Origin of the sequence: Bradyrhizobium sp. 170 (genome assembly GCF_023101085.1) — a bacterium.
GTDB lineage: Bacteria > Pseudomonadota > Alphaproteobacteria > Rhizobiales > Xanthobacteraceae > Bradyrhizobium.
In genome coordinates this window covers 251908-276864 of the sequence record NZ_CP064703.1, presented here as the reverse complement: position 1 = coordinate 276864, position 24957 = coordinate 251908, and the positions used below count along the sequence as shown (strand labels likewise).

Genomic DNA, 24957 nt, shown 5'->3' with positions numbered 1-24957 from the left:
CATATTATCCAGCCTAACCACAAGCGCTTCGATTCCGCGTGCTTACCCATAAGGAAAACCAAAAAATGACCGTTCGCGCGGGCCGGGAATTTCTGGCCATCCCCGGACCCACCACCATGCCCGACGAGGTGCTGCAGGCGATGCATCGCCCGGCGCTCGATATCTATTCCGAACAGATGCTGGAATTGACCGACAGCCTGCTCGCCGATCTCTCAAAACTGTTCGCCACCAAGGGCCAATCCTACATCTACATCGCCAACGGCCATGGCGCGTGGGAAGCGACGCTTTCCAACGTGCTGTCGCGCGGCGACAAGCTGCTGGTGCTGGAGAGCGGACGCTTTGCGATCGGCTGGGGCCAGGCGGCGGCGGCGATGGGCGTCGAGGTCGAGGTGCTCAGGGGCGACTGGCGCCGCGCGATCCGTCCCGCCGAGGTCGAGGCGCGACTCAAGCAGGACAAGGAACACAGCATCAAGGCGATCGTAGCTGTACAGGTCGATACGGCGTCCGGCGCCTATAACGACATCGAAGCGATCGGCAAGGCGATCAAATCAACGGGACATCCGGCGCTGTTCATGGTCGACACCGTGGCTTCGCTTGGCTGCATGCCGTTCGAGATGGACAAATGGGGCATCGATGTCGCGATGTCCGGCTCGCAGAAGGGCCTGATGACACCGCCCGGCCTCGGCTTCGTCGCCGCCAACGACCGCGCCCGCGAAGTGCACAGACGCGCCAACTTGCGCACGCCCTATTGGGACTGGACCGAGCGCGAAGGAGCTGAGCATTACCGCAAATATGCCGGCACCGCGCCGGTGCATTTGCTGTTCGCGCTGCGCAAGGCGATCGACATGCTCCATGTCGAGGGACTGGAGAACGCCTTTCTGCGTCATCGCCTGCTCGGCGAAGCCGTCCGGCGCGCGGTGGCGGCGTGGTCCGAGGGTCAGGTGATCGGCTTCAACATCGCGGAAGCCAATGAGCGCTCCAACACGGTGACGACGGTGACGACGAACGGCTTTGATCCGGCCGCGCTGCAGCGTTACTGCAAGGAAAAATGCGGCGTGGTGCTGGGCACCGGGATTGGCGACCTCTCCGGCCAGGCGTTTCGCATCGCCCATATGGGCCATGTGAATGCACCGATGATTCTGGGCACGCTCGGCGTCGTCGAGGTCGGCCTCAACGCGCTGAACATTCCCCATGGCAAGGGCGGGACCGAAGCCGCGATCGAATATCTCGGCGAGAGTGTGAGCGCGTAAGCCCCGACGTGCACCTCTTGTAGGATGGGTAGAGCGAAGCGAAACCCATCAGCCGCGTCCAGTGGCTGTAATGATGGGTTTCGCTTCGCTCTACCCATCCTACGGCCTGCGTCTCTCACAATGTGAAATGGTGACACGTCGCTGCGCCCGCGCGCAATTGCGCATGAGGCGGGGCGACATCGTTTCCAACCCAACTCCCTTTCCCATCCCGTTTTTGTCCGTATACTGGCATACCAAGCCGGGCGCTGATCCGTGCAAGAACAAGGGTGGGAGTGAGGCGATTGGCGTCCGTTGATTTGCGCGGCCTGACCAAGCGATTTGGCTCGCTTGCGGTGGTCGATAACGTCTCCTTGAAAATCGACCATGGACAACTGGTCTGCCTGCTCGGCCCATCCGGCTGCGGCAAGACCACGACGCTGCGACTGATCGCGGGCTTCCTGGAGCCTTCCGACGGCGAGATCCATGTCGGCGAGCGGCTGGTGTCGTCCAAAGCGCGCACGCTGCCGCCCGAGCAGCGCAGCATGTCGATGATTTTCCAGAGCTACGCGCTGTGGCCGCACATGACGGTGACCGAAAACATCGTCTATGGCCTGCGCCTGCGCAAAATGGACCGCGACACCATTGCGAAGAAGCTGGCGGCGATTTTGGCCACGACCAAGCTTGAGGCGCTGGCGCAGCGCTATCCCGGCGAACTCTCCGGCGGACAGCAGCAGCGCGTGGCGCTGGCGCGCGCGTTGATCGTCGAACCCGAAACGCTGCTGCTCGATGAGCCGCTCTCCAATCTCGACGCCAATTTGCGCGAGGAGATGCGGTTCGAAATCCGCCGCCTCCACGATGAATATCGCTACACCACCGTCTATGTCACCCACGACCAGTCAGAGGCCATGACCACGGCCGACCTGATCGCGGTCATGAATGGCGGGCGGATCGACCAGCTCGGCACGCCCGAGGACATCTACGCGCGGCCGGAGTCCGAATTCGTCGCCCGCTTCATCGGCGCCAGCAACGTCATCAAGGGCACCGCGCTTGATGCCAACCACATTTCCTTTGCTGGCGCGACGTTGCAGGTGGTCGGCGCGCCGCTCACGGCAGGTGACGGCGCCGTGGTCGCGATCCGCCAGCATGACGTCGGGCTTTCGACGCAGCCGCCGGCTTCATCAAAAAATGCGATCAGGGCGGTCGTCACGCGGCAGGTCTATCTCGGCGCCGCACGCGACTACATGGTCGAGGTGGCCGACGGCACCAGTTTGCGCGCCACCACGCCGACCGAAACCAACGTACCAAAGGGCAGCGAGGTGTGGTTGACGCTGCCGCCCGAGCGTTGCCGGGCGCTGAGCCGGTAAACAAGAAGAAACGGGAGGACGCGATGGAGGGACGAAAGCTTTCGAGACGCGACATCCTGCAAGGTTCAGTCGCGCTGGCGGCCGGAACTATGTTCGCCTCTCCCGTTCGTGCGCAGGCGCCGGAGCCGGTCGCGATCACGCCTGATCTGGTGGAGGCGGCGAAGAAGGAAGGCAAACTGATCTTCTATTCCTCGATGGATCTGCCGGTCGGCGAAAAGCTCGGCAAGGCGTTCGAGGCCGCCTATCCCGGCATAACCATTCAGATCGAACGTTCCGGCTCGGAGCGGCTTTTTCAGCGGATCGACCAGGAATTTGCCAGCAACATTCGCGCCGCTGATATCGTCAACTCCTCCGATGCCTCGCACTTCATCGTCTGGAAGAAGAACGGCTGGCTGATGCCGTTCGTGCCCGAGGACGTCGCCAAACATTTTCCGGAAAGCTATCGCGACCCCGACGGCATGTTTGCGACCTCGCGCGTCTGGCTGTCGTCGATTGCCTACAACACCAACCTCGTCAAGCCGGAGGATGCGCCGAAGAGCTTTGCCGACCTGCTCGATCCCAAATGGGCGGGCAAGATGGTGAAGGGTCATCCCGCCTACAGCGGCACCATCATGACCGCGACGTTCCAGATGGTGCGCGAGCTCGGCTGGGAATACATGGAAAAGCTTTCAAAGCAGCGCGTGATGCAGGTGCAGTCGTCGACCGACCCGCCAAAGAAGCTGTCGCTCGGCGAGCGCGCCGTGATGGCCGACGGCAACGAATATGGCATCGTGCTGTTGAAGGAAGCCGGCCAGCCGGTCGAGCCGGTTTATCCTGTCGAGGGCACGCCGACGATTTCCGGGCCGACCGGCATCTTCAAGACCGCGCAGCATCCCAACGCCGCAAAACTGTTCCAGGCCTGGCTGCATACGCGGCAGACCCAGCAGTTCTTCATCGACTTCACCGCGCAGTATTCGGTTCACGCGCAGGTGCAATCGAAGCCGGGACGGCGGAAGATCTCGGACATCAAGCTGATGAAGGAAGATGCCGAGGGCGTCGAGAAAATGACCGAAGAGATCAAGACGCGCTATGCGCGGCTGTTCAGGGTTTGAGGATGCGCTGCCTCAGCCATTGCCGTCATTCCCGGTGCGCAATTGCGCACCTGAGGGCGCGCGTTAGCGCGAGCCCGGAATCCATTTCTCCGGCTGGCATGGATTCTCTGATGTGCAATTGCACATCAAAGCTCATCGCTTCGCGATGCCCCGGAATGACGGCGAGAGAGTTAGCATGACCACCATCACGACCACCGACACCTCAAAATCCCGCATCGACCTCACCCGCCCCGTCCTGTGGCTGTTCGCGGCCTTCATGATCGTGCTGATCGTGCTGCCGATGTCGTGGCTGATGCTCTACGCCTTCACGGACAAGGCGCGGCATCCGACGCTGCAGAATTTCGTCACGCTGTTCACCGATCCCGCTTTTCTCGATCCCTTGCTGACGACGGCGATCATCGCCACCACCTCGGCGGTGTTCTGCTGCCTTGTCGCAGCTCCGATCGGCTGGCTGGTGTCGCGCACCGACATGCCGGGGCGGCAGACCATCCGCGCACTGGTGACGGCTTCCTTCGTCACCCCGCCTTTTCTTGGCGCAGTCGCCTGGGAATTGCTGGCGGCGCCGAACAGCGGCCTGTTGAACCAGCTTTATCGCTATCTCACCGGCGCTGAAGATCCTCTGTTCAATATCTATTCGCTGACCGGGCTGATCTTCGTGATTTCCTGCTACACCTTTCCGTTCGTCTTCGTGCTGGTCGCCAACGCGCTCGACAATATGCCGGGCGAACTCGAGGATGCTTCCGCCATCCTTGGCGGCAAGGCATGGACGACGGCGCGGCGCGTCACGATTCCCCTGGCGCTGCCCGCGCTGATCGCCGGCGCGCTGATCGCCTTCCTGCAGGCGATGACGCTGTTCGGATCGCCCGCGATCCTAGCGCTGCCGGCCGGCTTCCACACCATGACGACGAAAATCTGGAGTCTGTTCCAGTATCCGCCAAAACTGGAATTGGCCGCAGCCGCCGCAGTGCCGCTATTGCTGCTGACGATCCTGCTGCTGCAGGGCCAGAAATTCCTGCTTGGGCGGCGCGGCTTCTCCGTGGTCGGCGGCAAATATGGCGCACCGCGGCCGATCGAGATGAAGGGATGGCGCTGGGCGGCGCTGGCCTTCTGCCTCATCGTGCTGCTCAATCCGGTGTTCCTGCCCTATTTCGCGCTGCTCAATGCGGCGTTCTCACCGAACGCGACCACGCTGGTGACGCCGTCGACAGCGACCCTGCACAACATCGTGTTCGTCTTCACCGAACTATCGTCGACCCAGCTCGCGTTGAAAAACACCGTGATCCTCGGCGCATCGACGGCGACCATCGGCACCATCCTCGCGCTGGTCGTCGCCTATGTCACGACCCGCCGCGTGATCGCAAGCCACCGCGTGCTCGGCTTTCTCGCGACCGCCCCCGTCGCTGTGCCCGGTATCGTGCTCGGCGTCGGGCTGTTCCTGAGCTACACGCGGCCGCCCTTCGTGCTCTACGGCACGCTGTGGATCCTGCTGGTGGCGTTCCTCACCATCAATCTGCCGTCGGCCTATCAGCAATTGCAGGCGGCGTTCGCGACCATTCATCCAGAGCTCGAAGACGCCAGCCGCATCCTCGGCGCGACGCGGCTGCAGACGCTGCGCCAGATCACCGCGCCCTTGCTGCGCACCGGCGTGATCGCGACCTGGTGCTTCATCTTCATCGGCGTGATGCGCGAGCTGTCCGCGGCAATCGTGCTGTTCACCTCGCAGACCAAGGTGCTGTCGGTCCTGATCTACGATCTCAACGAAAGCGGCGACCTCGCCGCGATTTCGGTGCTGGGTATCGCGATGCTGGTGATTACGTTTGCGGTGGTGCTGGCGGTGAACCGGATCCCGGTGTTCGGCGGCGGCGCCGCGGCGAGGTTAAGGAATAGTTAGTGGATCGTAGGGTGGGCAAAGCGAAGCGTGCCCACCATTCGGAGCCGCGATGATGATAGATGGTGGGCACGCTGCGCTTTGCCCACCCTACGGTTGGACCTTATACGCCTCGATCTGCGCCTTTAGCCGCTCCAGCGAAGCCAGCGGTGCTCCACGAGCGACAACATACTTCCGTTCCGCCAGCCACGACAAAATCTTCAGATCTATCGCCGGTGAATGATGGATCACGTCGCCGTAATTGCCGAGATCGTGGGTGACCTCCTTCACATCGCGGAAATCATGCAGCCGCACATTGGGGAATTGCAGCAATCGCGGGAACGCGTAGGCCGTGAGGTCGTAGGCCATCTTCAGCGTTGCCGGCGAGGCATCGCGCATCGCCACGAAATGCAGGATCGAATAAGGCGCGAAGTAGATATCGAAGGTGACGTTCGGGTTGCTCTCGATCAACGCGATCGCGTCGCGCTCAAAGCCCCGGACCATCGCTTCGTAATTATAGCCTTCCGCGATGGAATGGCTGCGCGCTGGGTCGGTGATGCGCCTGAAGGCGGCGACGGCACTGTTCGCATTGTAGAAGCCCGCAACGTCGAAATCCGGCCTCAGGGCGTTGATGTCGTCGACACGCGAAATCGGAAATTTGAACATCACGCCGTTCGTCAGCCGGGCGACGATCGGCTCCAGCGGCGGGATCGCGCGTGCCGCTATCCACCACGACTCGCGCGCCATCGCGCCGCTGAACAAATAGCCGCCGATGCCCCTGATATTGCGCCGGTAAAGATCGGCAGGAACGTAGATGTCGGAATCGATTTCGGGCGCGTCGCGAAAGATCCAGTCGTCCATCTGCCAGATGACCCGCTTGGGGCGGCGCTCCATCGCGGCAGTCAGCACAAAACCTTGCTCGCGGGAATTCGAACCGGTCATCGACAGCTTGAGCGAGCGGACGCCCAATGCCCTGTCGATATCGCTCTGGCGAAAGTGAATCGCGAGCGAGGTGCCCATGAAGACGGTATCGAAATCCTGGCTCCGGATCAGGCCGGCATCCTGCATGCGGCTGTCGGCCGAATACATCGCCGGAAGCAGCCGCGCGGGCCGGAACAATTGCAGGGGATCGACGACAAAGTTCAGCGCCGCCGCCGTCAGGACGATGGCCGCCGCCGCGCACAGAAACCGCCACAGGTTTTTCGACGATACACTCATCAGAACCTGAAATAGATGAATTCGCTGTGCTGCTGGATGCCAAGAATCCCGAACGCCAGCACGGCCGCGGTGGCATAGAGGAACAGCGGCCGCATCCGCTGCGCGCGAAGGTTTTCACCGACGCTCCGGTTCTCATGGTCGTAACCCATGATCTCCTGCGTATTCGGCGCAAGCCAGGCCAGCGCGGCGTAGATCGCGACGAACAGCGCATAAACCATTTCAACGCGGCCAAAGGCGATATTGGAAGGATCGGCCATTTTCGACAGCACCGAGAGCGCGGTCGCCATGTCCGGGGCGCGGAAGAAGACCCAGGCGATGACGACGGCCAAAAATGTCAGGATCAACCCTGCGATATCGGCAAGACGGGCGAAACGCGGCGGCGCCTTGGGGCCGTAATTGCTCCAGGCGTGATTGATACAGAGATAGACGCCGTGCAGCGCGCCCCAGACCACGAAGGTCCAGGCCGCGCCATGCCAGAGGCCGCCGAGCAGCATGGTGATCATGAGATTGACATAGCGCAGGAGGCGACCGTGACGGTTGCCGCCGAGCGGGATGTAGAGATAGTCGCGCAGGAACTGCGACAGCGTCATATGCCAGCGCCGCCAGAAATCGACGACGGAGGTCGCCTTGTAGGGTGAGTTGAAATTCAACGGCAGGATGATGCCGAACATCAGCGATATGCCGATCGCCATGTCGGAATAGCCGGAGAAATCGAAATAGAGCTGGAACGTGTAAGCCAGGACGCCGATCCAGGCCTGATCGAAGGTCGGCGCGTTGGGACCGAACGCCTGCGCGACCAGCGGCTGGATGCCGTCGGCCAGGCACGTCTTCTTGAACAGGCCGATGGCGAAGATGATCAGGCCGCACAGGATCAGATGCGGATCGGGGCGCTTTGTTTCCGCGCGCTCGAACTGCGGGATCATATCCTTGTGGTGCAGGATCGGCCCCGCGATCAGATGCGGAAAATAAGTGACGAACAGCGCGTAATGCGGCAGCGCGTAGCGCGCGACATTGCCTCGGTAGGCATCGACCAGAAACGCGATCTGGGTGAAGGTGTAGAAGGAAATGCCGACCGGCAGCACGATGGTGACGAAGAAGCCGGTCGCAAACAGCGCGTTGAGATTGGCGACGAAGAATCCCGCATATTTGAAGATGCCGAGCACCGTGAGATCGCCGGCGACGCCGATGGTGAGCACGGCAAACCGCAAGCCGGGGCGCAGCTTGCGCGCGATCAGGAGATAGCCGACGCCATAATTGAAGGCGATCGAAACAAGCAGCAACGGGACGAACTGCCCGCCGCCGAAGGCATAAAAGACCAGCGAGGCCAGCGCCAGCCAGACCACCGGGGCCAGATTGCTGCGGCGGCCGAGCGCGAAATAGCCCAACAGGACGACCGGCAGGAACAGGAAGATGAAGGAATGGGAGTTGAAGAGCATCAGGCCTTTCCCGGCGGGGCCGAAAAGCCTAACCATACAACGCGCTAGCCAACAAGATTGGGTTCGCGCCGATCTGGCAATTCGCGTTTTCGAGCCGATATAGTGGGTCGGCGACACCTGGCCTGATCGGCATGCACGGGCCCGACCCGCACATACAGCTTACGAGGATTGAGTGACACAACCCAAGACGACTTCCCTGCCCGCACCATCAGCGCCGCGCCGCCCGCATTCCTTCACCACGCACGGCATCACGGTGACGGACGATTACGCATGGCTGAAGGATGCCAGATGGCAGGAAGTGTTGCGCGACCCGTCGATCCTGGATCCGGATATCCGAAAGTATCTGGAAGCGGAAAACGACTACACCGAGAGCCTGCTCGGCCACACCGCGCCCTTGCAGAAGAAGCTGGTTGCTGAAATGCGCGGGCGGATCAAGGAAGACGATTCCAGCGTGCCTGCGGCGGACGGCCCGTTTGCCTATTTGCGGAAATTCCGTGAGGGCGGACAGCATGAAATGTTCGGGCGTACGCCGCGCGATGGCGGCGACGTGCAAATCGTGCTCGACGGCGACGCGCTGGCCGTCACCCACGAATACTTCAAGTTCGGTAGCGCGCGGCATTCGCCGGATCATAAATTGCAAGCGTGGACCGCCGACACCAAGGGTTCGGAATATTTTTCCGTTCGCGTGCGCGATTGGGAGTCTGGAGCCGATCGCGACGATTTAGTCGAGGAGACCGACGGCGGCATCGTCTGGAGCAAGGATTGCAACAGCTTCTTCTACGTCAAGCTCGACGACAACCATCGGCCGATGCAGGTGTGGCGGCATAGGCTGGGCACCCAACAGGCCGACGACACGCTGGTCTATGAGGAAAAAGATTCCGGCTGGTTCACCCATCTGCATGAGAGCTCGTCGGGGCGCTTCTGCGTCATCGCCGGTGGCGACCACGAGACCTCTGAGCAAAGATTGATCGATCTCGAACATCCCGAGGCGCCGCCGCGACTGGTCGCGGCGCGCGAGGAAGGCGTGCAGTATTCGATCGCCGACCGCGGCGATGAGCTGTTCATTCTAACCAATGCCGACGACGCCATCGATTTCAAGGTCGTCACCGCGCCGCTCGCCGCGCCCGAACGCGTCAACTGGCGCGATCTCGTTCCTTATCGGGAAGGCGTCTATGTGCTGGATGTCGAGCTCTATGCCGGTCACATGGTGCGGCTGGAACGCGCCAACGCGCTGCCCGCCATCATCATCCGCGATCTCCTTAGTGGCGAAGAGCACGCCATCGCCTTCGACGAGGCCGCCTACTCGCTCGACACCATGGGCAGCTACGAATTCGAAACCACGAATTTGCGGTTCTCCTATTCGTCGATGACGACGCCGGCGGAAGTCTATGATTACGACATGGCCACGCGGGCGCGGGTGTTGCGCAAGCGGCAGGAGATACCGTCCGGCCACAACCCCGCCGACTATGTCACCACACGTATCATGGCGACGGCGCACGACGGCGCGCAGGTGCCGGTCTCGATCCTTCATCGGAAAGACCTGGTGCGCGACGGCAAAGCGCCGCTGTTGCTCTATGGCTACGGCTCCTACGGCATGGCGATGCCGGCGTCGTTTGCGGCCAACCGGCTGTCGCTGGTCGATCGCAGTTTTGTCTATGCCATCGCGCATATCCGCGGCGGTGCGGATAAAGGCTGGGGCTGGTATCTCGACGGCAAGCGCGAGAAGAAGACGAATTCGTTCGATGATTTCGCAGCGGCGGGGCGCGCGCTGATCGAGGCGAAGTACACGAATGCAAAACGCATCGTCGGCCACGGCGGCAGCGCTGGCGGCATGCTGATGGGCGCGGTCGCCAACCGATCAGGCGAATTGTTCGCCGGCATCGTCGCCGAGGTGCCGTTCGTCGATGTGTTGAATACGATGCTCGACGACACGCTGCCGCTGACGCCGCCGGAATGGCCGGAATGGGGCAACCCGATCGAAAGCGAAAAGGACTTTCGCACCATCCTGTCGTATTCGCCCTACGACAATCTCGCGGCCAAGGACTACCCCGCGATCCTGGCAATGGGCGGGCTGACCGATCCTCGCGTCACCTATTGGGAGCCGGCGAAATGGATCGCGCGGCTGCGCCCGACGATGAGCGGCGGCGGCCCGGTGCTGCTGCGCACCAACATGGGCGCGGGTCATGGTGGTGCGTCGGGACGGTTCAACCGGCTGGATGAGGTGGCAATCGCGTATGCGTTCGCGCTGTGGGCGGTGGGATTGGCGGAGAAGGCGGACGCGGTTTCGTAATTCGTAGCCCGGGTGGAGCGAAGCGAAACCCGGGGGTCTGCTGAGCGAGCGGCCCCCCGGATTGCGCTTCGCTCCATCCGGGCTACGAACTATGCGCCGGGTGAGGCGAAGCCCCTCACGGCATCGTATAAGCCGTCTTGACCGTCGTATAGAACTCGGCGGCGTAGCGGCCCTGTTCACGGGCGCCGAAGCTGGAGCCCTTTCGGCCGCCAAACGGCACGTGGTAATCGACGCCGGCGATCGGCAGGTTCACCATCACCATGCCGGCTTCGGAATTGCGTTTGAAGTCGCTGGCATATTTCAGACTGGTGGTGCAGATGCCGGATGACAGGCCAAAATCGGTGTCGTTCGCGGTCGCCAGCGCTTCGGCATAATCCTTGACCCTGATGACCGCAGCCACCGGCCCGAATATTTCCTCGCGCGCGATCCGCATCGTGTTGGCCACGCCGGTGAACAATGCCGGTTGCAGATAGAAGCCGGGCGTCGCGCGATTGAGACGCTCGCCACCGAAGGCAAGCTTGGCGCCTTCGTCCTTGCCGATGCTGATATATTTGAGATCCTGATCGAGCTGGCTCTGATCTACCACCGGGCCGATATCCGCGCCGGCCGTGACGGCGTCGGCGACCTTCAGGCCGCGCATCCGGTCGGTGAGGGCCTCCACGAATTTGTCGTGGATGCCGGCGGTGACGATCAGCCGCGAGGCAGCCGTGCAACGCTGCCCGGTGGAAAAGAACGCGCTATTGGCGGCACATTCCACCGCGACCTTCAGATCTGCGTCATCCAGAACGACCAGCGGATTCTTGCCGCCCATCTCCAGCTGAAACTTCTTCATCGGCCGCGAAGCAATGCAGGCCGCCGCAACCTTCTGGCCGGTGGCCACCGATCCCGTGAAACTGATGGCCGCCACGTCGGGATGCTCCAGCAAGACCGCGCCGACTTCAGAACCGCGTCCGATCACGAGGTTGAGCACGCCCTTGGGCAAGCCCGCCCGGTGTAAAATATCGACCAGCGCCCAGGTCGAGCCCGGGACGAGATCGGCTGGCTTGATCACCACGGTGTTGCCATAGGCCAGCGCTGGCGCGATCTTCCAGGCCGGAATCGCGATCGGGAAATTCCACGGTGTGATCAAGCCGACAACACCCAGCGCTTCGCGCGTGATCTCGATGTCGATGCCGGGTCGCACGGAAGCGAGTTTCTCGCCCGCCATCCGCAGGCATTCGCCGGCAAAGAACGCAAAGATCTGGCCGGCGCGCGCGACTTCGCCGATGCCTTCCGGCAGCGTCTTTCCTTCTTCGCGCGACAACAGCCGGCCCAGTTCGTCTTTACGCGCGAGGATTTCGTCCGAAGCCTTCTTCAGGATGTCGTAGCGCAGTTGCGGCGTCGATCGCGACCACGTTGGGAATGCGGCCTTTGCAGCGGCAATCGCAGCCTCCGCTTGCGCGCGCGTGCCGCGCACCGCTTGACCTACGATGTCCCTGGTATCGGATGGATTGACGTTCGGCGCGCGCGCGCCATCGGACAACCATTCGCCGTCGATCAGATTGTTGAACATCAGCATGATGTGGACTCACTGTTAGAGAAAAGCGTTCGGTACCGGTCAGCGGACATTTTATCGCCCATTCGTCTTCCGCCAAGCGGCAAAATCCCTTGACGTCTGCTCGTCGGTCGCGGGATAGAGGCCAAGGATCGAGCGGCCCTTGCGGACTTCCTCCGTAACAAAATCCTCGAACGCGGTCATCTCGACTGCCTCGTCGGCGATCTCATCCGCGAGATGCGCGGGGATGACGATCACGCCGTCGCTGTCGCCCAAGATGACATCGCCGGGAAATACCGGCGCGTCGCCGCATCCGATCGGGACGTTGATTTCGATCGCCTGATGCAGCGTCAGATTGGTCGGCGCGCTTGGGCGGTGGTGATAGGCGGGAAAGCCGAGAGCCGCGATTTCGGCGGAGTCGCGAAAGCCGCCATCGGTGATCACGCCGGCGCAGCCGCGCTGCATCAGCCGCGTCACCAGGATGGCACCAGCGGACGCCGCGCGCGCATCCTTGCGGCTGTCCATCACCAGGACCGCGCCAACAGGGCAATCCTCGATCGCCTTGCGCTGCGGATGGCCGCGGTCGCGGAACACATCGATCTTGTTGAGATCCTCGCGCGCCGGCATGTAGCGCAGCGTAAAGGCCTCGCCGACCAGCACCGGCTGATCGGGGCCGAGCGGGTGCACATCCTGGATCATCTGGATGCGAAAACCGCGCTTGAACAGCGCGGTGGCGACGGTGGCGGTGGAGACCGTCTTCAGTTTGTTTCGGGTGGCGTCGCTTAGTTTGGTCATAGCGTTCTCGCTTTCTTCGTCGTCATTCCGGGGCGCTCGCGTTAGCGAGCGAACCCGGAATCTCGAGGTTCCGGGTTCGATGCTTCGCATCGCCCCGGAACGACAGGATCAATCAAACCGCCCCATGCGATTCCACATACAGCGCGTAGACCGAGTGGCAGCTCGTCATATAGAGGCGATTGTTCTTCGGGCCGCCGAAGGTGAGATTAGCGCAGCGCTCCGGCAGGCGGATGTGGGCGAGCGGCTTGCCGGCGGAGCTGAACACCATCACGCCGTCGAGGTCTTCGGACTTGCCCTTGAGTTGAAATACGCTGCGGCCGCCGACATCCGAAGGCTCCGACTGCAGCGCGCCGTTGGAGCCCCAGCCGCACCACAGATTGCCGTCGCGGTCGACGCGAAAGCCGTCGAGCGCGCCTTGATCCGCGGCGTCGATCAGCTTTGTCTTGCCGCCCACGGTGCCGTCGTCGTTGACGTCAAAGCTCCAGATGCTGCGGTTGGGCGTGCCTTTCCATTCCACCACGTAAAGTTTCTTCTCGTCCGGCGAGAACGCAAGTCCGTTGGGATTGACGATGTCGGTAATGACGGCAGTGAGCTTGCCGTCCCTGGTCAGGCGATAGACGTTGGTGGTAGCCTGCTCGGGCTTTTCCTTCTTGCCCTCCCACTCGCCATTGATGCCGAACAGGGGATCGGTGAACCAGATGGTGTCGTCGGATTTGACCACGATGTCGTTCGGCGCGTTCAGCCGCTTGCCATCGAACTTGTCGGCCAGCACGGTGATCTTGCCGTCCTTCTCGGTGCGGGTGACGCGGCGGGTGACCGAGTGCTCGCAGGTGACGAGCCGGCCCTGGCGGTCGCGCGCGTTGCCGTTGGCGTAATTGGCATTGGCGCGGAAGACGCTGGTCTGGTTGGTCTTCTCGTCGAACTTCATGATGCGGTTGTTGGGGATGTCGGAGTACAGGAGATAGCCGCCCTCGGGGAAATACGCCGGCCCTTCGGCCCAGCGCATGCCGGTCGCGACCTGCTCGACCGTCGAGGAATAGATCCGGTATTTGGCGAAGCTGGGATCGAGGATCTGCACGGCAGGATCGGGGTAGCGCTGGTTCGGCGTGAACGGGAATGATTGCGCGCCGGCTGTGCGGGCGAGAAGCGTGGTAGCAGCAGCGGCGCCAGCTCCGGCGAGCAGGTTGCGTCGGTTCATATTCATTGGTGATCCTCCCCTGGGATGTTTTTTTAGGTATCGCTCTTCATCTATCCACGTCATTGCGAGGAGCGAAGCGACGAAGCAATCCATTCTTTCTTTGTGCGGTGAGATGGATTGCTTCGCTGCGCTCGCAATGACGTAATACGGCTGGACGGATTACGGCTAGTAGATCGACGGCTCCTCCACCGGCGCCCCAAAACCAGTCTCCAGAAAATCGAAGTCGCAACCTTCATTGGCCTGCTTGATATGCTTGGTGAACATCCAGCCATAGCCGCGCTCGTAGCGCGGCTCCGGCGCCTTCCATGCGGCGCGGCGTTTTGCCAGTTCGGCCTCCGGCACATCGAGGTTGATGGTGCGGGCGTTGACATCCAGCGTGATCTTGTCGCCGTTGCGCACCAGCGCCAGCGGGCCGCCGATGTAGGATTCCGGCGAGACGTGCAGGATGCAGGCGCCGTAGCTGGTGCCACTCATGCGCGCGTCCGACAGTCGCACCATGTCGCGCACGCCCTGCTTCACCAGTTTTGTCGGGATCGGCAGCATGCCCCATTCCGGCATGCCGGGCCCGCCCTGCGGCCCGGCGTTGCGCAGGATCAGCACATGATCGGCGGTGACATCCAGATTCGGATCGTCGATCGCCTTCTTCATCGAGGGGTAATCGTCGAACACCAGCGCCGGGCCGGTGTGCTTGAGGAAACGCGGCTCGCAGGCGCTCGGCTTGATCACGCAGCCGTCGGGCGCGAGATTGCCCTTGAGCACGGCAAGCGCGCCCTCGGCATAGATCGGATCCTTCACGGTGCGGATGACGTCGTCATTATAGACTTCGGCGCGCGCGATGTTGTCGCCGAGCGTCTGGCCGGTCACCGTCATGACGTCGAGATGCAGATGCTCCCTGATGCGGCTCATCAGGCCCGGCAGGCCGCCGGCGTAGAAGAAATCCTCCATCAGATATTTGTCGCCGCTCGGCCGCACATTGGCGATCACAGGCACCTTGCGGCTGGCCTTCTCGAAATCATCGAGCCCGATGTCCTGGCCAGCACGACGCGCCTGCGCGATCAGATGGATGATCGCGTTGGTCGAGCAGCCCATCGCCATCGCCACCGTGATGGCGTTCTCAAAAGCCTTGCGGGTCTGGATTTTTTCCGGCGTCAGATCCTCCCACACCATCTCGACGATGCGGCGGCCGCATTCCGAGGCCATGCGGATATGGCCGGCGTCGGCGGCGGGAATGGAAGACGCGCCCGGCAAGGTCATGCCGATCGATTCCGCGATCGCCGTCATGGTCGAGGCGGTGCCCATGGTCATGCAGGTGCCGTAGCTGCGGGCGATGCCGGCCTCGACATCGACCCAGTCCTTGTCGGAGATCTTGCCGGCCCGCCGCTCGTCCCAGTATTTCCAGGCGTCCGAGCCCGAGCCCAGCGTCTTGCCCTTCCAGTTGCCGCGCAGCATCGGACCGGCCGGCAGATAGATCGTCGGCAGGTTCATGCTGGTGGCGCCGAGCAGCAGGCCCGGCGTGGTCTTGTCGCAGCCGCCCATCAGCACAACGCCGTCGACGGGATGACCGCGCAGCAATTCCTCGGCGTCCATCGCCAGCATGTTGCGGTAGAGCATGGTGGTCGGCTTCAGGAACGATTCCGACAGCGACAACGCCGGCAGCTCCATCGGGAAGCCGCCCGCCATCAGGATGCCGCGCTTGACGTCGTCGACGCGGCTCTTGAAGTGCATGTGGCACGGCTGCGCATCCGACCAGGTGTTGAGAATCGCAATGACCGGCCGGCCCTTCCATTCCTCCGGCGCATAGCCCATCTGCATGGCGCGCGAGCGGTGGCCGAAGGCGCGGAGATCATCGGGCGCGAACCAGCGCGCGCTGCGGAGCTGATCGGGCGTTTTCTTCTTGTCGGTCATGTCGGCACCGCTTCGTAGGATGGGTGGAGCGAAGCGATACCCATCACTGTTCTTGATGTTGTGATGGGTTTCGCGAAGTGCTCTACCCATCCTACGGACTGATCGGGGTTCTTGTTCTTGGTCATGATTGCGTGCCCCATTTTTGGACGGTGTTGCGCTCGATCGTGCGGAAGATCAGGTTTTCCACGATCAGGCCAATCACGATCACCGTCAACAGGCCGGCGAACACTGCGGGAATATCCAGGAGATTGCGGTTCTCGAAGATGAACCAGCCGAGACCGCCCTGCCCCGACGACACGCCGAACACCAGTTCGGCGGCGATCAGCGTGCGCCAGGCAAACGCCCAGCCGATCTTCAACCCGGTCAGGATAGAACCGAACGCGGCAGGAATCAGAATACGGGCGACATAAGGCAAACCGCGCAGGCCGTAATTGCGGCCGACCATGCGCAGCGTGTTCGACACGCTCTTGAAGCCGGAATGGGTGTTGAGCGCGACCGGCCACAGCACCGAATGGATCAACACGAAGACGAGGCTGCCATTGCCGAGACCGAACCAGATCAGCGCCAGCGGCAGCAGCGCTATCGCCGGCAAGGGGTTGAACATCGCGGTGATGGTTTCGAGGAAGTCCGTGCCGATTCGGGTCGAGATCGCGAGAATGGTGAAGATAGCGGCGAGGATGATGCCGGCGGCGTAGCCCATGAACAGCACCTTCAGCGATGCCCAGGCGCGCATCGGAATGGTTCCGTCGCGCACCTTTTCGTACATCGTCAGGATCGTATCGTGGAAGGTCGGAAACAGCAGCGGATTGTTGAGAACCGTGCCGTAGATTTCCCACACCACGGCGAGAAAGATGATGATCACGGATTTGCGGACGAAGCCATCATTCCACAACAGCTCCGGCACCGTCAGCTTGCGCTCGACTTCCGCCGGAACAGCCGCCGCCAGGTCTGCGGCATCGCGCAGCAGGATTTTTGCCTCGCCCATCGCGCGCTCCTTCAGTGTGCCGTCACGGCGTCGGCGAACAGCAAATCGTGGATCTGCTTTTCCAGCCGCGCGGCGCTGCCGTCCTCGCTGGATACCCGATCGACATCGATAACCTCGGCCTTGACGCGGCCGGGATGCGGCGACAGCAGCAGGATGCGGTTGCCGATCTTGATCGCTTCCGCGATCGAATGGGTGACGAACAGGACGGTGAACTTTGTTTCCGCCCATAGTTGCAGCAGCTCGTCCTGGCAGGTGCGCCGCGTCAGCGCGTCGAGGGCGGCGAACGGCTCATCCATCAACAGAATATCCGGCTCCATCGCCATGCCGCGCGCGATCGCCACGCGCTGTTTCATGCCGCCGGACAGCGTGTGCGGATAGGAGTCGAGGACGCGGGTCAAGCTGACCTTATCGATATAGGCGCGCGCCCGCATCTCCGCGTCCTTGCGCGGCAGGCGGCGCGTCATCAGCAGCGGAAACATCACGTTTTCCAGCACCGTCTTCCACGGCAGCAGCTGGTCGAATTCCTGGAAGATCATCATCCGGTCGGCGCCGGGCTCGGATATTTCGCGGCCGCTAATGCGCATCTTGCCTTCGCTCGGCTTCATATAGCCGCCGACCGCCTTCAACAGCGTCGACTTGCCGCAACCGGAGGGGCCGAGCAGCACGAAGCGATCGGAACGATCGACTGTGAAGCTGACCCGCTCGGTCGCGGTCACAACCGCGCTCGAAGTCTTGTAGCGCAGCGTTACGTCACTGACATCGAGAAGCGCGGCCATGTCGATCAGTTGCCCTTCAGGTCGTGCGAAACCGGCAGGTAGTAATCGGTGAAGGCTTTCGGCATGGTTTTCAGCGTGCCGACCTTGAACAGATGGGCGGCGAATTTCATGGTGCCCTGCGGCTGCAGGTTCCATTCCATCATGCCGGGCTCCTTGAGCCACGCCAGCAAATCCTCGACGCTGGTCTTGTCGCCGGTGACTTCCTTGTAGATCTCGACCGCGGCCTTGGTGTCGCTGCGGATCAGGTCCTGCGCCTCCTTGGTGGCGTCACGCACCGCCTGCACGATCTTCGGGTTGGCGTCGGCGAATTTGGTCGTGGTGAAGAACTGCGCCTGGCTGAGCGGGCCGCCCATCACGTCGGGCGACGACAGCACCACATGCGCGCCGGGAACGTTCTTCAGTTCGAGGAACGTGAACGGCGGAATCGAAAAGTGATTTCGCACCTCGTGCTGCGTGTTGGTCAACGCCACATAGGCGTCGGGATGACCGAGCTGCACTGTGTTGGGGTCGAGCTTGGACCACTGGTCGGCGCCGAACGCCTCGGCGGCCGCGATCTGCAGCACGATCGCCTGCGTCGAAACCTTGACGGTGGGCACTGCGATCTTGTCGTTCGGGCCGAAATCCTTGATCGACTTGATGTTGGGATCGCGGCTGATCAGCGTCATCGGCTGCGCCGAGGTGGCGACGATGCCCTTGACGCCGCCGCGGGTGCGATCCCACAGCAGCAGGAGATTGCCGGTTCCGGTGTTGAGGATGTCGACGCTGCCGGCCAGCAATGCATCGGTCTGCGCGCCGCCGCCGCTCAGATTAATCCATTTGGTGGTGACGCCTGATACGCCGAGGGAAGCCGCATGCTTCTCGATCAGCTTGTTCTTTTCCATGATGTGCGAGGGCATGTAGAAAATGCCCGGCTGCCGCGACAGCGTCACTTCCGACTTCTGCTGGGCCGAGACTTGCGAGCCCGGCAGCAACATCAGCATCGCAACGGCGCCCGCGCAGGCGCTCCACATCCCGTTTTTCATTGTGCATCTCCTCCGGCGTCTCGTTGACGCTTCTGGGAAGATGCACTAATGTATTAGTGCATCTGAAGCAAGTCCATTCTGGAACGGCTGGTCGCCCGATGGCTCCCCCGCAAACCGCCTCCCGCCGCGCAGCCCCGCGTTCCGCCGACCGGCTCGATCGCGACCGCCAGGCCGCGCCGCAGGTGTTCGAGCGCCTGCGCGGCATGATCATCTCGCTGGAACTGCCGCCGGGATCGCCGCTGTCGCGCGCTGCGCTCGCCGGACAATTCGGCGTCAGTTCGACGCCGATCCGCGATGCGCTGATGCGGCTTGAAGAAGAAGGGCTTGTCGACGTCTTCCCGCAGTATGCAACCGTGGTCAGCCGGGTCGACGTGCGACTGGCGCAGCAGGCGCATTTCCTGCGGCAGGCGGTCGAACTCGAAATCGTGCGCGGGCTCGCGATCCAGCACGACGAGGCGCTCGTCGCCGAACTTCACGCGACGATTGCCCGCCAGCAGCAATATGCCAAAGCGGGCGACTTCGAAAAATTCATGGCCGCCGATAACGAGTTCCACAGCCAGCTCTATGCGGCAGCCGACAAACAGGACATCTGGGTGCTGGTGCGCAGCCGCAGCGGGCATATCGACAGGCTGCGCCGGATGCATCTGCCCTCGCCCGGCAAGGCGCAGGATATCGTGCGGCATCACAGATTGATCGTGAAGGCGATCGATGCCGGGGAACCCGACGAGGCGCAGAAGCACCTGCGCACCCATCTGTCAGGCACGCTCAGCGAACTCGCCCGGATTCGATCGCGCAATCCGGAATATCTCAGCAACTGATCCTTGTGGCCCTTGCTTGGCGAATCACGGCTCGCCGGGTGGCGGGCTTTGTGCTTGTCTGCCCGGCAACAGGCGGATAATTGGGTTTTTATCCCGGCGTTTTGACGACCAACCGGAATGTTCCAGACGGTGAAGCAGTTGCGACAGCACGAGGATTCGGCAAAACTCGCAATCGCCGTTCACTTGATTCCAGCGGGGTCCGGAGAACTTTTACTTTGGCACGAATATTGGTCGTGGATGACGATGCGGCGGTCCAGGTGACCATCCGTCTGCTGTTGGAGCGCGCCGGCCACAGCGTGGTCACGGCCAGCGACGGCCGGAAGGGCCTCGCCTTATGTCAGACCGCAGACTTCGATCTCTTGTTCCTCGACATTTTCATGCCGGGAATGGACGGATTTGAAACCATGCGGATGGTTCGCCAGCAACGGCCGCAAATTCCGATCATCGTCATCTCCGGCCGGCCGATCTCTTCGGAGGCGGACACCGCCCCTGACTTCCTGACCATGGCGACCAAGCTCGGCGCGGTTTCCAGCCTGCAGAAGCCGTTCCGGCCAGCCGACCTGCTGGCTGCCGTCACGGGCTGTCTGGAGGCTGCCGAGCGCGGTTCACTGTCCCGGCCCACCGGCGGTGTTGCTTCCTCACCGTAATGCGCCATAGCATCGGATTTGCCCGGCAGTTCGCCGGAGCGGAGGGCGAGCGGGCACCGACATGACGCTCACAACCAGGCTTGCCATCGCGATGATTGCGTTGGTCGCGATCGCGGTTTCCGCGGTCGGATGGCTGAACTATCGCAACCTGGAACAGGCGCTCCTGCTGCGGGCCCGCGACCGCATTGAGACTCATTCGCGGCAGCTCGCCACCGACCTCGAATACTACGCGGCCAGCGCGATCGGAGATGTTGCGGCCTCTCGTTCCGCAGCGGCGCTGCACGGATTGATCCGCGCCCGCAGATCGGGGGGCATAGATCCGGTCGATGGCGTCTCCGAAATGACCTGGCGGAACCGGCTGGCATCACGTTTCGCAGCCGAACTCGAAGCCAAGCCCGCCTATGCGATGCTTCGGATCATAGGCCTTGATGATGATGGCCGTGAGCTAGTCCGCGTCGATCGCGCGGGACCGAACGACACGGTTCGGATCGTGCCCGAAGAGGGTTTGCTGGCGAGAAGCACTCGCAGCTACTTCCCGGAAACGATCCGGCTGGGCCCCGGACAGATCTACGTCTCACCGCTCGATCTGGGCCGCCGGAACGGACTGATAGAGGCGGTGCACAGGCCGACGCTTCGCATCGCGACGCCGATATTCGCAGACGACGGCAAGCTGTTCGGCCTTTTCATGATCAATGTCGACATGCGGCGCGCGTTCGACCGCGTCCGGTCGTCGGTATTGCCTGGCGAGACCATCTACGTCGTCAACAAGCAGGGCGACTATCTCATTCACCCGGACCGATCGCGCGAGTTCGGCTGGTTGCTCGGCAAGTCGAACGACTGGAAAGCCGACTTCCCGCAGCTGGCCTCGCAGGCCGGGGCCACGCAAGGCAGCGCGGACATAGTTCCGGATCAAGCCGCACGGCCGGGCGGAATCGCCCTCGCGCCTGTTCTGCTAGCCGGCGTCGAATGGGTTGGCATCATCGAAACCGCCCCTAACGCGGTCATCATGGCGCCCGCCGCGAGCATCAGAAATACTTCCCTTCTCGTTGGCGGGATCGCGGTGTTGTCCGCGGCAGTGCTGGCCGTGCTGATCGCGAGGTCGCTGACCCGCCCGATCGTGCAGCTGACCGAAGCCGTGCAGGGGGTGGCCAGTAACAAGAAGATCGCCATTCCGGTCGACGCACGCGGCGAGACCGGCGTGCTCGCGCGCGCGTTTGCGCAAGCGATCGGCGAAGTAAACGCAAAGACCACCGCCCTCGAACGGGAGGTTCAGGAGCATCGCCGCACCGAGGCGGCGCGCGACCATCATGCCGAGCGGGAACGGCTGTTCAGCGCGGCGGTCGAATCCTCCAACGACGCCATCATCACGATGTCGCTCGACGGCACCATCACCGGCTGGAACTCGGCGGCGGAGCGGCTGTTCGGATACAGCGCGGCGGAAGCCGGGGGCAAGAACATCACGCTGCTTGTACCCGAGGATCGAATGCCGGAGCTGCAGGACGCGCTGCGCCGGATCGGCTGGGGCGAAAGCATCGAACACAGTGAAACGGAGCGGCTGCGAAAAGGCGGCCAGCGGATCGAAGTCTCGCTCAGCATCTCCCCGATCAAGTCCCCCTCAGGCGCGACCATCGGCATCTCGAAGGTGGTGCGCGATATCACCGAGGTCAACAAGACCAGGCAGATGCTGCGGCGGCAGACCGAAGAGCTTCGCCGCATCTTCGAGACCTCGCAGGATCTGATCATGGTGATGGATTCCCGGGGATTTCTGGTTCAGATCAGCCCGAGCTGCGAGGCCATATTGGGTTATCGGCCGGAGGAAATGATCGGCCACAGCGGGGTCGAATTCATTCATCCCGACCACCTCGAGACCTCCCGCCACGAAATGCGCGCGGCCCGGCGCGGGCAGCGCCCGAAGATTTCCGATACGCGCTGCATTCACAAGAACGGGCGGGAGGTGTGGCTGTCATGGCTCGGAACGTGGTCCCAGCCGGCCAGGCGCTTCTTCTTCGTCGGCCGCGACATGACCGAGAGCCGGCTGGCACAGGAGACGTTGCGCGAAAGCGAACAGCTCGCGCGCGGCATCATCGACACCGCGCTCGACGCCTTCGTCCAGGTCGACGAGAAGGGCTTTATCCGGGACTGGAATGCGCAGGCTGAAAATATCTTCGGCTGGCCGCGCGATGAAGCGCTCGACAGGAATGTGTTCGACCTGATGGGCCAGCCGGACGGGCAAGGACCTCTCAAGAAGGCCCTGCAATCCTTCCTGCTTTCCGGCAACGAGGTAGTCCGTCAGCCCCGCCGCGAACTCCAGGTCAGGAGGCGGGACGGAAAGGAGATCACGGTTGAGCTGAGCATCGCCGCGCTGAAGACGCGCGGCGGGTTCGTGTTCAACGGATTCGTCCGCGATCTCACCGACAGGATCGCGGCCGAGGACAGGATCCGGCAGGCCGAGAAGATGGAGGCGATGGGACAGCTCACCGGCGGCATCGCGCACGACTTCAACAATATCCTGACCGTGATCACGGGAACGATCGAAATTCTGGCCGATGCCGTCAAGGGCGAACCGCAGCTTGCCGCCATCACGCGAATGATCGACGAGGCGGCGTCGCGCGGCGCCGACCTCACCCAGCACCTGCTCGCATTCGCGCGCAAGCAGCCCCTCGAACCAAAGGTAACCGACGTCAACACGCTGATCATCGACACCGCGAAACTGCTGCAGCGGACGCTCGGCGAGCATGTCGAGATCGAATCCGTGTTCGAGGACGAGACCTGTCCGGCGATCGTCGATCCCAACCAACTCGCGACCGCGATTCTCAATCTGGCCCTCAACGCCCGCGACGCCATGTCGGACGGCGGCAAGCTGATCATCGAGACCGGCTTCGTCGTACTCGACGACAATTATGCGAGAATGCACAGCGATGTCCGGCCCGGCCGCTACGCCATGATCGCAGTGAGCGACACCGGGAGCGGTATCCCGGCTGGGATGCTCGACAAGGTATTCAATCCGTTCTTCACCTCGAAGGGCCCCGGCAAGGGCACCGGCCTTGGGCTGAGCATGGTGTACGGCTTCGTCAAGCAATCGGCCGGCCACATCATGATCTACAGCGAGGAGGGCCACGGTACGACGATCAAGATGTACCTGCCGCCGGCCATGGGCGCCTTGCCGGCCGCCGAGCCGACGCTGGCGCCAGCCGTCGAGGGCGGCCACGAAACAATTCTGGTGGTGGAGGACGACAAGCTGGTGCGCGACTACGTGCTGGCGCAACTGCATTCACTCGGTTACGTCACGCTGGATGCGGCGAACGCGACCGAAGCCCTTGCGTTCGTCCATATCGGCCATGCGTTCGACCTGCTGTTCACCGACGTGATCATGCCCGGCATGAACGGCCGCCAGCTCGCCGACGAGATATTGAAGGTCAGGCCCGGCTTACGGGTGCTGTTCACCTCGGGCTACACCGAGAATGCCATCATTCACCACGGCCGGCTCGATGAAGGCGTATTGCTGCTCGCCAAGCCCTATCGGAAATCGGATATGGCAATCATGATCCGCAAGGCGCTCGCCGATTGATGGCGGCCGCGGCGCCGCATCCGGCTTGCCTTACGATCAAGCCTGCAACCAGACCTGTAATCAGATCTGGCCCTGACGCTGCGTGGTCATCACGATCCGGACCAGGTCAGCCGCATTCCGCGCGCCGAGCTTCTTCATGATATTGGCGCGGTGATCCTCGATCGTGCGCGGGCTGATCCCGAGATGCCGCCCCGCTTCCTTGTTGGAAGCGCCGGCGGTGAACTGTTCCAGCACCTCGCGTTCGCGCCGCGTAAGCGGTTCGCGTCCAGGGAAATGCAGTGTCGCGATTCGAGATGCCGAATTCTCCGCCTGCCGGCGCGCATAAGCCTCGATCGCTTCATCGAGTCTCGCCACGATTTCGCTGCCGCGGAACGGCTTTTCGATGAAGTCCAGCGCGCCGTTCTTGATGGCGCTGACCGCCATGGCGATATCGCCCTGCCCCGAGATCATGAAGATCGGCGCAGGGTAATCCTCACCATGCAGCTCTCTCAGAATATCGAGGCCGGACTTACCGGGGATATGCACATCGAGCAGGATGCAGGAAGGCGTCCGCGTTCGTGCAATCGCCAGCAGCGCGGCGCCGTCGGCGAAACAGATGACCTGATAGCCACCCGCCGTCAGGACCATCGATAGCGTGTCGCGAACGGCAGGGTCGTCGTCGACTACGAAGATCTCCCCACGGGAGGGGACTTTCTCAGCCATGTTCCATCGTCCATGCGTGGTTGAATGTGACTCACACTCGGATAACGGTATCGAACTCCATACCGGACCGTATTTGTACGGGACCGCAGCTTAACGCACAAGTAGCAACGCACCCCTAAAAAAGTAACTAAGGAGTGCACCCATGCGGAATGCAGCAGGCGACGGCGTCGCACAGGCGCCCCACGACCAGAATGACGCCTACCGCGCCGTGGTTTTGGACCTCGTCAGCCTGGTCGAGCACGTCCAGAACAGCCTGCGGCTGCTCGAACGGACGATCGCCAGGGAAACTCCGGCGGAAACTCCGGCGGAAACTTCGCCCCGCAGTCCCGAGAGTTCCACCAATGTCATTGTGCTTGACGACGTATCTCCCCGCTACATGAAGGCTGCCGCCGCGCTGCAAGCCTGCGACGTCAGTCTTGGCATCGCCCTGCGCCCCCTGCCGGATTCCGGCGATAGCGATCCATGCGCCTCAAGCCCGCCGGTACTTTCGGTCATCGGGGCGTAAGCCCGAC

At 62.5% G+C, this 24957-nt stretch carries 19 protein-coding genes; 9 read left to right on the top strand and 10 right to left on the bottom strand.

What is annotated here, in order from left to right; genetic code table 11:
- The first annotated feature begins 65 nt into the window (after positions 1–65).
- From IVB05_RS01330 to IVB05_RS01315, 4 genes are all read left to right on the top strand, one after another.
- Positions 66–1250, top strand: coding sequence for an aminotransferase class V-fold PLP-dependent enzyme (locus tag IVB05_RS01330; protein WP_247782664.1), 1185 nt, complete (start codon positions 66–68; stop codon positions 1248–1250).
- Positions 1251–1531: 281 nt separating this feature from the next.
- Positions 1532–2593 carry an ABC transporter ATP-binding protein gene (locus tag IVB05_RS01325; protein WP_247782663.1) on the top strand — a complete coding sequence of 354 codons (1062 nt, stop codon included), beginning with the start codon at positions 1532–1534 and terminating at the stop codon, positions 2591–2593.
- A gap of 23 nt (positions 2594–2616) precedes the next feature.
- Positions 2617–3684, top strand: coding sequence for an extracellular solute-binding protein (locus tag IVB05_RS01320; RefSeq protein ID WP_247782662.1), 1068 nt, complete (start codon positions 2617–2619; stop codon positions 3682–3684).
- A gap of 175 nt (positions 3685–3859) precedes the next feature.
- Positions 3860–5575 (top strand): iron ABC transporter permease, encoded by a 1716-nt coding sequence (locus tag IVB05_RS01315; protein WP_247782661.1) that lies wholly within the window; start codon positions 3860–3862, stop codon positions 5573–5575.
- An 87-nt stretch (positions 5576–5662) separates the two neighbouring features.
- On the opposite strand, the gene IVB05_RS01310 is transcribed toward IVB05_RS01315, so the two are convergent.
- A complete protein-coding gene (locus tag IVB05_RS01310) occupies positions 5663–6769 on the bottom strand; it encodes a hypothetical protein (protein ID WP_247782660.1) in 1107 nt (368 codons plus the stop codon).
- The gene (locus tag IVB05_RS01305; protein ID WP_247782659.1) at positions 6769–8205 is read right to left on the bottom strand and encodes an MBOAT family protein; all 1437 of its coding nucleotides are present in this window, start codon (positions 8203–8205) and stop codon (positions 6769–6771) included. The genes IVB05_RS01310 and IVB05_RS01305 overlap by 1 nt, the downstream gene beginning before the upstream one ends.
- A 172-nt stretch (positions 8206–8377) precedes the next feature.
- Here IVB05_RS01305 and IVB05_RS01300 point away from each other — a divergent pair, with 172 nt between their 5' ends.
- On the top strand, positions 8378–10495 hold the full coding sequence (locus tag IVB05_RS01300; RefSeq protein WP_247782658.1) for a S9 family peptidase: 2118 nt from the start codon (positions 8378–8380) through the stop codon (positions 10493–10495).
- A 115-nt stretch (positions 10496–10610) separates the two neighbouring features.
- On the opposite strand, the gene IVB05_RS01295 is transcribed toward IVB05_RS01300, so the two are convergent.
- The 7 genes from IVB05_RS01295 to IVB05_RS01265 form a co-directional block, all read right to left on the bottom strand.
- Entirely contained in the window at positions 10611–12053 is a 1443-nt protein-coding gene (locus IVB05_RS01295; RefSeq protein ID WP_247782657.1) for an aldehyde dehydrogenase family protein, read from the bottom strand.
- Positions 12054–12104: 51 nt separating this feature from the next.
- Positions 12105–12824, bottom strand: coding sequence for a ribonuclease activity regulator RraA (locus IVB05_RS01290; protein ID WP_247782656.1), 720 nt, complete (start codon positions 12822–12824; stop codon positions 12105–12107).
- Between the two features lie 112 nt (positions 12825–12936).
- The gene (locus IVB05_RS01285; RefSeq protein ID WP_247782655.1) at positions 12937–14028 is read right to left on the bottom strand and encodes an SMP-30/gluconolactonase/LRE family protein; all 1092 of its coding nucleotides are present in this window, start codon (positions 14026–14028) and stop codon (positions 12937–12939) included.
- Positions 14029–14187: 159 nt separating this feature from the next.
- Entirely contained in the window at positions 14188–15927 is a 1740-nt protein-coding gene (gene araD / locus IVB05_RS01280; RefSeq protein ID WP_247782654.1) for an L-arabinonate dehydratase, read from the bottom strand.
- A gap of 121 nt (positions 15928–16048) precedes the next feature.
- On the bottom strand, positions 16049–16912 hold the full coding sequence (locus IVB05_RS01275; RefSeq protein WP_247782653.1) for an ABC transporter permease: 864 nt from the start codon (positions 16910–16912) through the stop codon (positions 16049–16051).
- Positions 16913–16923: 11 nt separating this feature from the next.
- Positions 16924–17688, bottom strand: coding sequence for an ABC transporter ATP-binding protein (locus tag IVB05_RS01270; protein WP_247782652.1), 765 nt, complete (start codon positions 17686–17688; stop codon positions 16924–16926).
- A 5-nt stretch (positions 17689–17693) separates the two neighbouring features.
- Positions 17694–18668, bottom strand: a complete 975-nt coding sequence (locus IVB05_RS01265) for an ABC transporter substrate-binding protein (protein ID WP_247787424.1) — start codon at positions 18666–18668, stop codon at positions 17694–17696.
- Between the two features lie 140 nt (positions 18669–18808).
- On the opposite strand from IVB05_RS01265, the gene IVB05_RS01260 reads away from it, so the two are divergent.
- The 3 genes from IVB05_RS01260 to IVB05_RS01250 all read left to right on the top strand — a co-directional run bounded on the left by IVB05_RS01260 (position 18809) and on the right by IVB05_RS01250 (position 23743).
- On the top strand, positions 18809–19528 hold the full coding sequence (locus tag IVB05_RS01260) for a GntR family transcriptional regulator (protein ID WP_247782651.1): 720 nt from the start codon (positions 18809–18811) through the stop codon (positions 19526–19528).
- 215 nt (positions 19529–19743) lie between these two features.
- Positions 19744–20175, top strand: coding sequence for a response regulator (locus IVB05_RS01255; RefSeq protein ID WP_247782650.1), 432 nt, complete (start codon positions 19744–19746; stop codon positions 20173–20175).
- Between the two features lie 61 nt (positions 20176–20236).
- Complete coding sequence (locus IVB05_RS01250) at positions 20237–23743, top strand: PAS domain S-box protein (protein WP_247782649.1); 3507 nt, start codon at positions 20237–20239, stop codon at positions 23741–23743.
- A gap of 60 nt (positions 23744–23803) precedes the next feature.
- Here IVB05_RS01250 and IVB05_RS01245 read toward each other — a convergent pair whose 3' ends face one another.
- A complete protein-coding gene (locus tag IVB05_RS01245; protein ID WP_247782648.1) occupies positions 23804–24445 on the bottom strand; it encodes a response regulator in 642 nt (213 codons plus the stop codon).
- A 142-nt stretch (positions 24446–24587) separates the two neighbouring features.
- Here IVB05_RS01245 and IVB05_RS01240 point away from each other — a divergent pair, with 142 nt between their 5' ends.
- Complete coding sequence (locus IVB05_RS01240) at positions 24588–24950, top strand: hypothetical protein (protein ID WP_247782647.1); 363 nt, start codon at positions 24588–24590, stop codon at positions 24948–24950.
- Positions 24951–24957 lie beyond the last annotated feature (7 nt).

What these genes read in the sequence shown, in the direction of transcription:
- IVB05_RS01290 (WP_247782656.1), bottom strand. Translation starts at nt 12,824, where the DNA reads ATGACCAAACTAAGCGACGCCACCCGAAACAAACTGAAGACGGTCTCC.
- IVB05_RS01310 (WP_247782660.1), bottom strand. Translation starts at nt 6,769, where the DNA reads ATGAGTGTATCGTCGAAAAACCTGTGGCGGTTTCTGTGCGCGGCGGCG.
- IVB05_RS01305 (WP_247782659.1), bottom strand. Translation starts at nt 8,205, where the DNA reads ATGCTCTTCAACTCCCATTCCTTCATCTTCCTGTTCCTGCCGGTCGTC.
- IVB05_RS01240 (WP_247782647.1), top strand. Translation starts at nt 24,588, where the DNA reads ATGCGGAATGCAGCAGGCGACGGCGTCGCACAGGCGCCCCACGACCAG.
- IVB05_RS01265 (WP_247787424.1), bottom strand. Translation starts at nt 18,668, where the DNA reads ATGCTGATGTTGCTGCCGGGCTCGCAAGTCTCGGCCCAGCAGAAGTCG.
- IVB05_RS01270 (WP_247782652.1), bottom strand. Translation starts at nt 17,688, where the DNA reads ATGGCCGCGCTTCTCGATGTCAGTGACGTAACGCTGCGCTACAAGACT.
- IVB05_RS01320 (WP_247782662.1), top strand. Translation starts at nt 2,617, where the DNA reads ATGGAGGGACGAAAGCTTTCGAGACGCGACATCCTGCAAGGTTCAGTC.
- IVB05_RS01330 (WP_247782664.1), top strand. Translation starts at nt 66, where the DNA reads ATGACCGTTCGCGCGGGCCGGGAATTTCTGGCCATCCCCGGACCCACC.
- IVB05_RS01285 (WP_247782655.1), bottom strand. Translation starts at nt 14,028, where the DNA reads ATGAATATGAACCGACGCAACCTGCTCGCCGGAGCTGGCGCCGCTGCT.
- araD (WP_247782654.1), bottom strand. Translation starts at nt 15,927, where the DNA reads ATGACCGACAAGAAGAAAACGCCCGATCAGCTCCGCAGCGCGCGCTGG.
- IVB05_RS01295 (WP_247782657.1), bottom strand. Translation starts at nt 12,053, where the DNA reads ATGCTGATGTTCAACAATCTGATCGACGGCGAATGGTTGTCCGATGGC.
- IVB05_RS01275 (WP_247782653.1), bottom strand. Translation starts at nt 16,912, where the DNA reads ATGGGCGAGGCAAAAATCCTGCTGCGCGATGCCGCAGACCTGGCGGCG.
- IVB05_RS01250 (WP_247782649.1), top strand. Translation starts at nt 20,237, where the DNA reads ATGACGCTCACAACCAGGCTTGCCATCGCGATGATTGCGTTGGTCGCG.
- IVB05_RS01315 (WP_247782661.1), top strand. Translation starts at nt 3,860, where the DNA reads ATGACCACCATCACGACCACCGACACCTCAAAATCCCGCATCGACCTC.
- IVB05_RS01245 (WP_247782648.1), bottom strand. Translation starts at nt 24,445, where the DNA reads ATGGCTGAGAAAGTCCCCTCCCGTGGGGAGATCTTCGTAGTCGACGAC.
- IVB05_RS01260 (WP_247782651.1), top strand. Translation starts at nt 18,809, where the DNA reads ATGGCTCCCCCGCAAACCGCCTCCCGCCGCGCAGCCCCGCGTTCCGCC.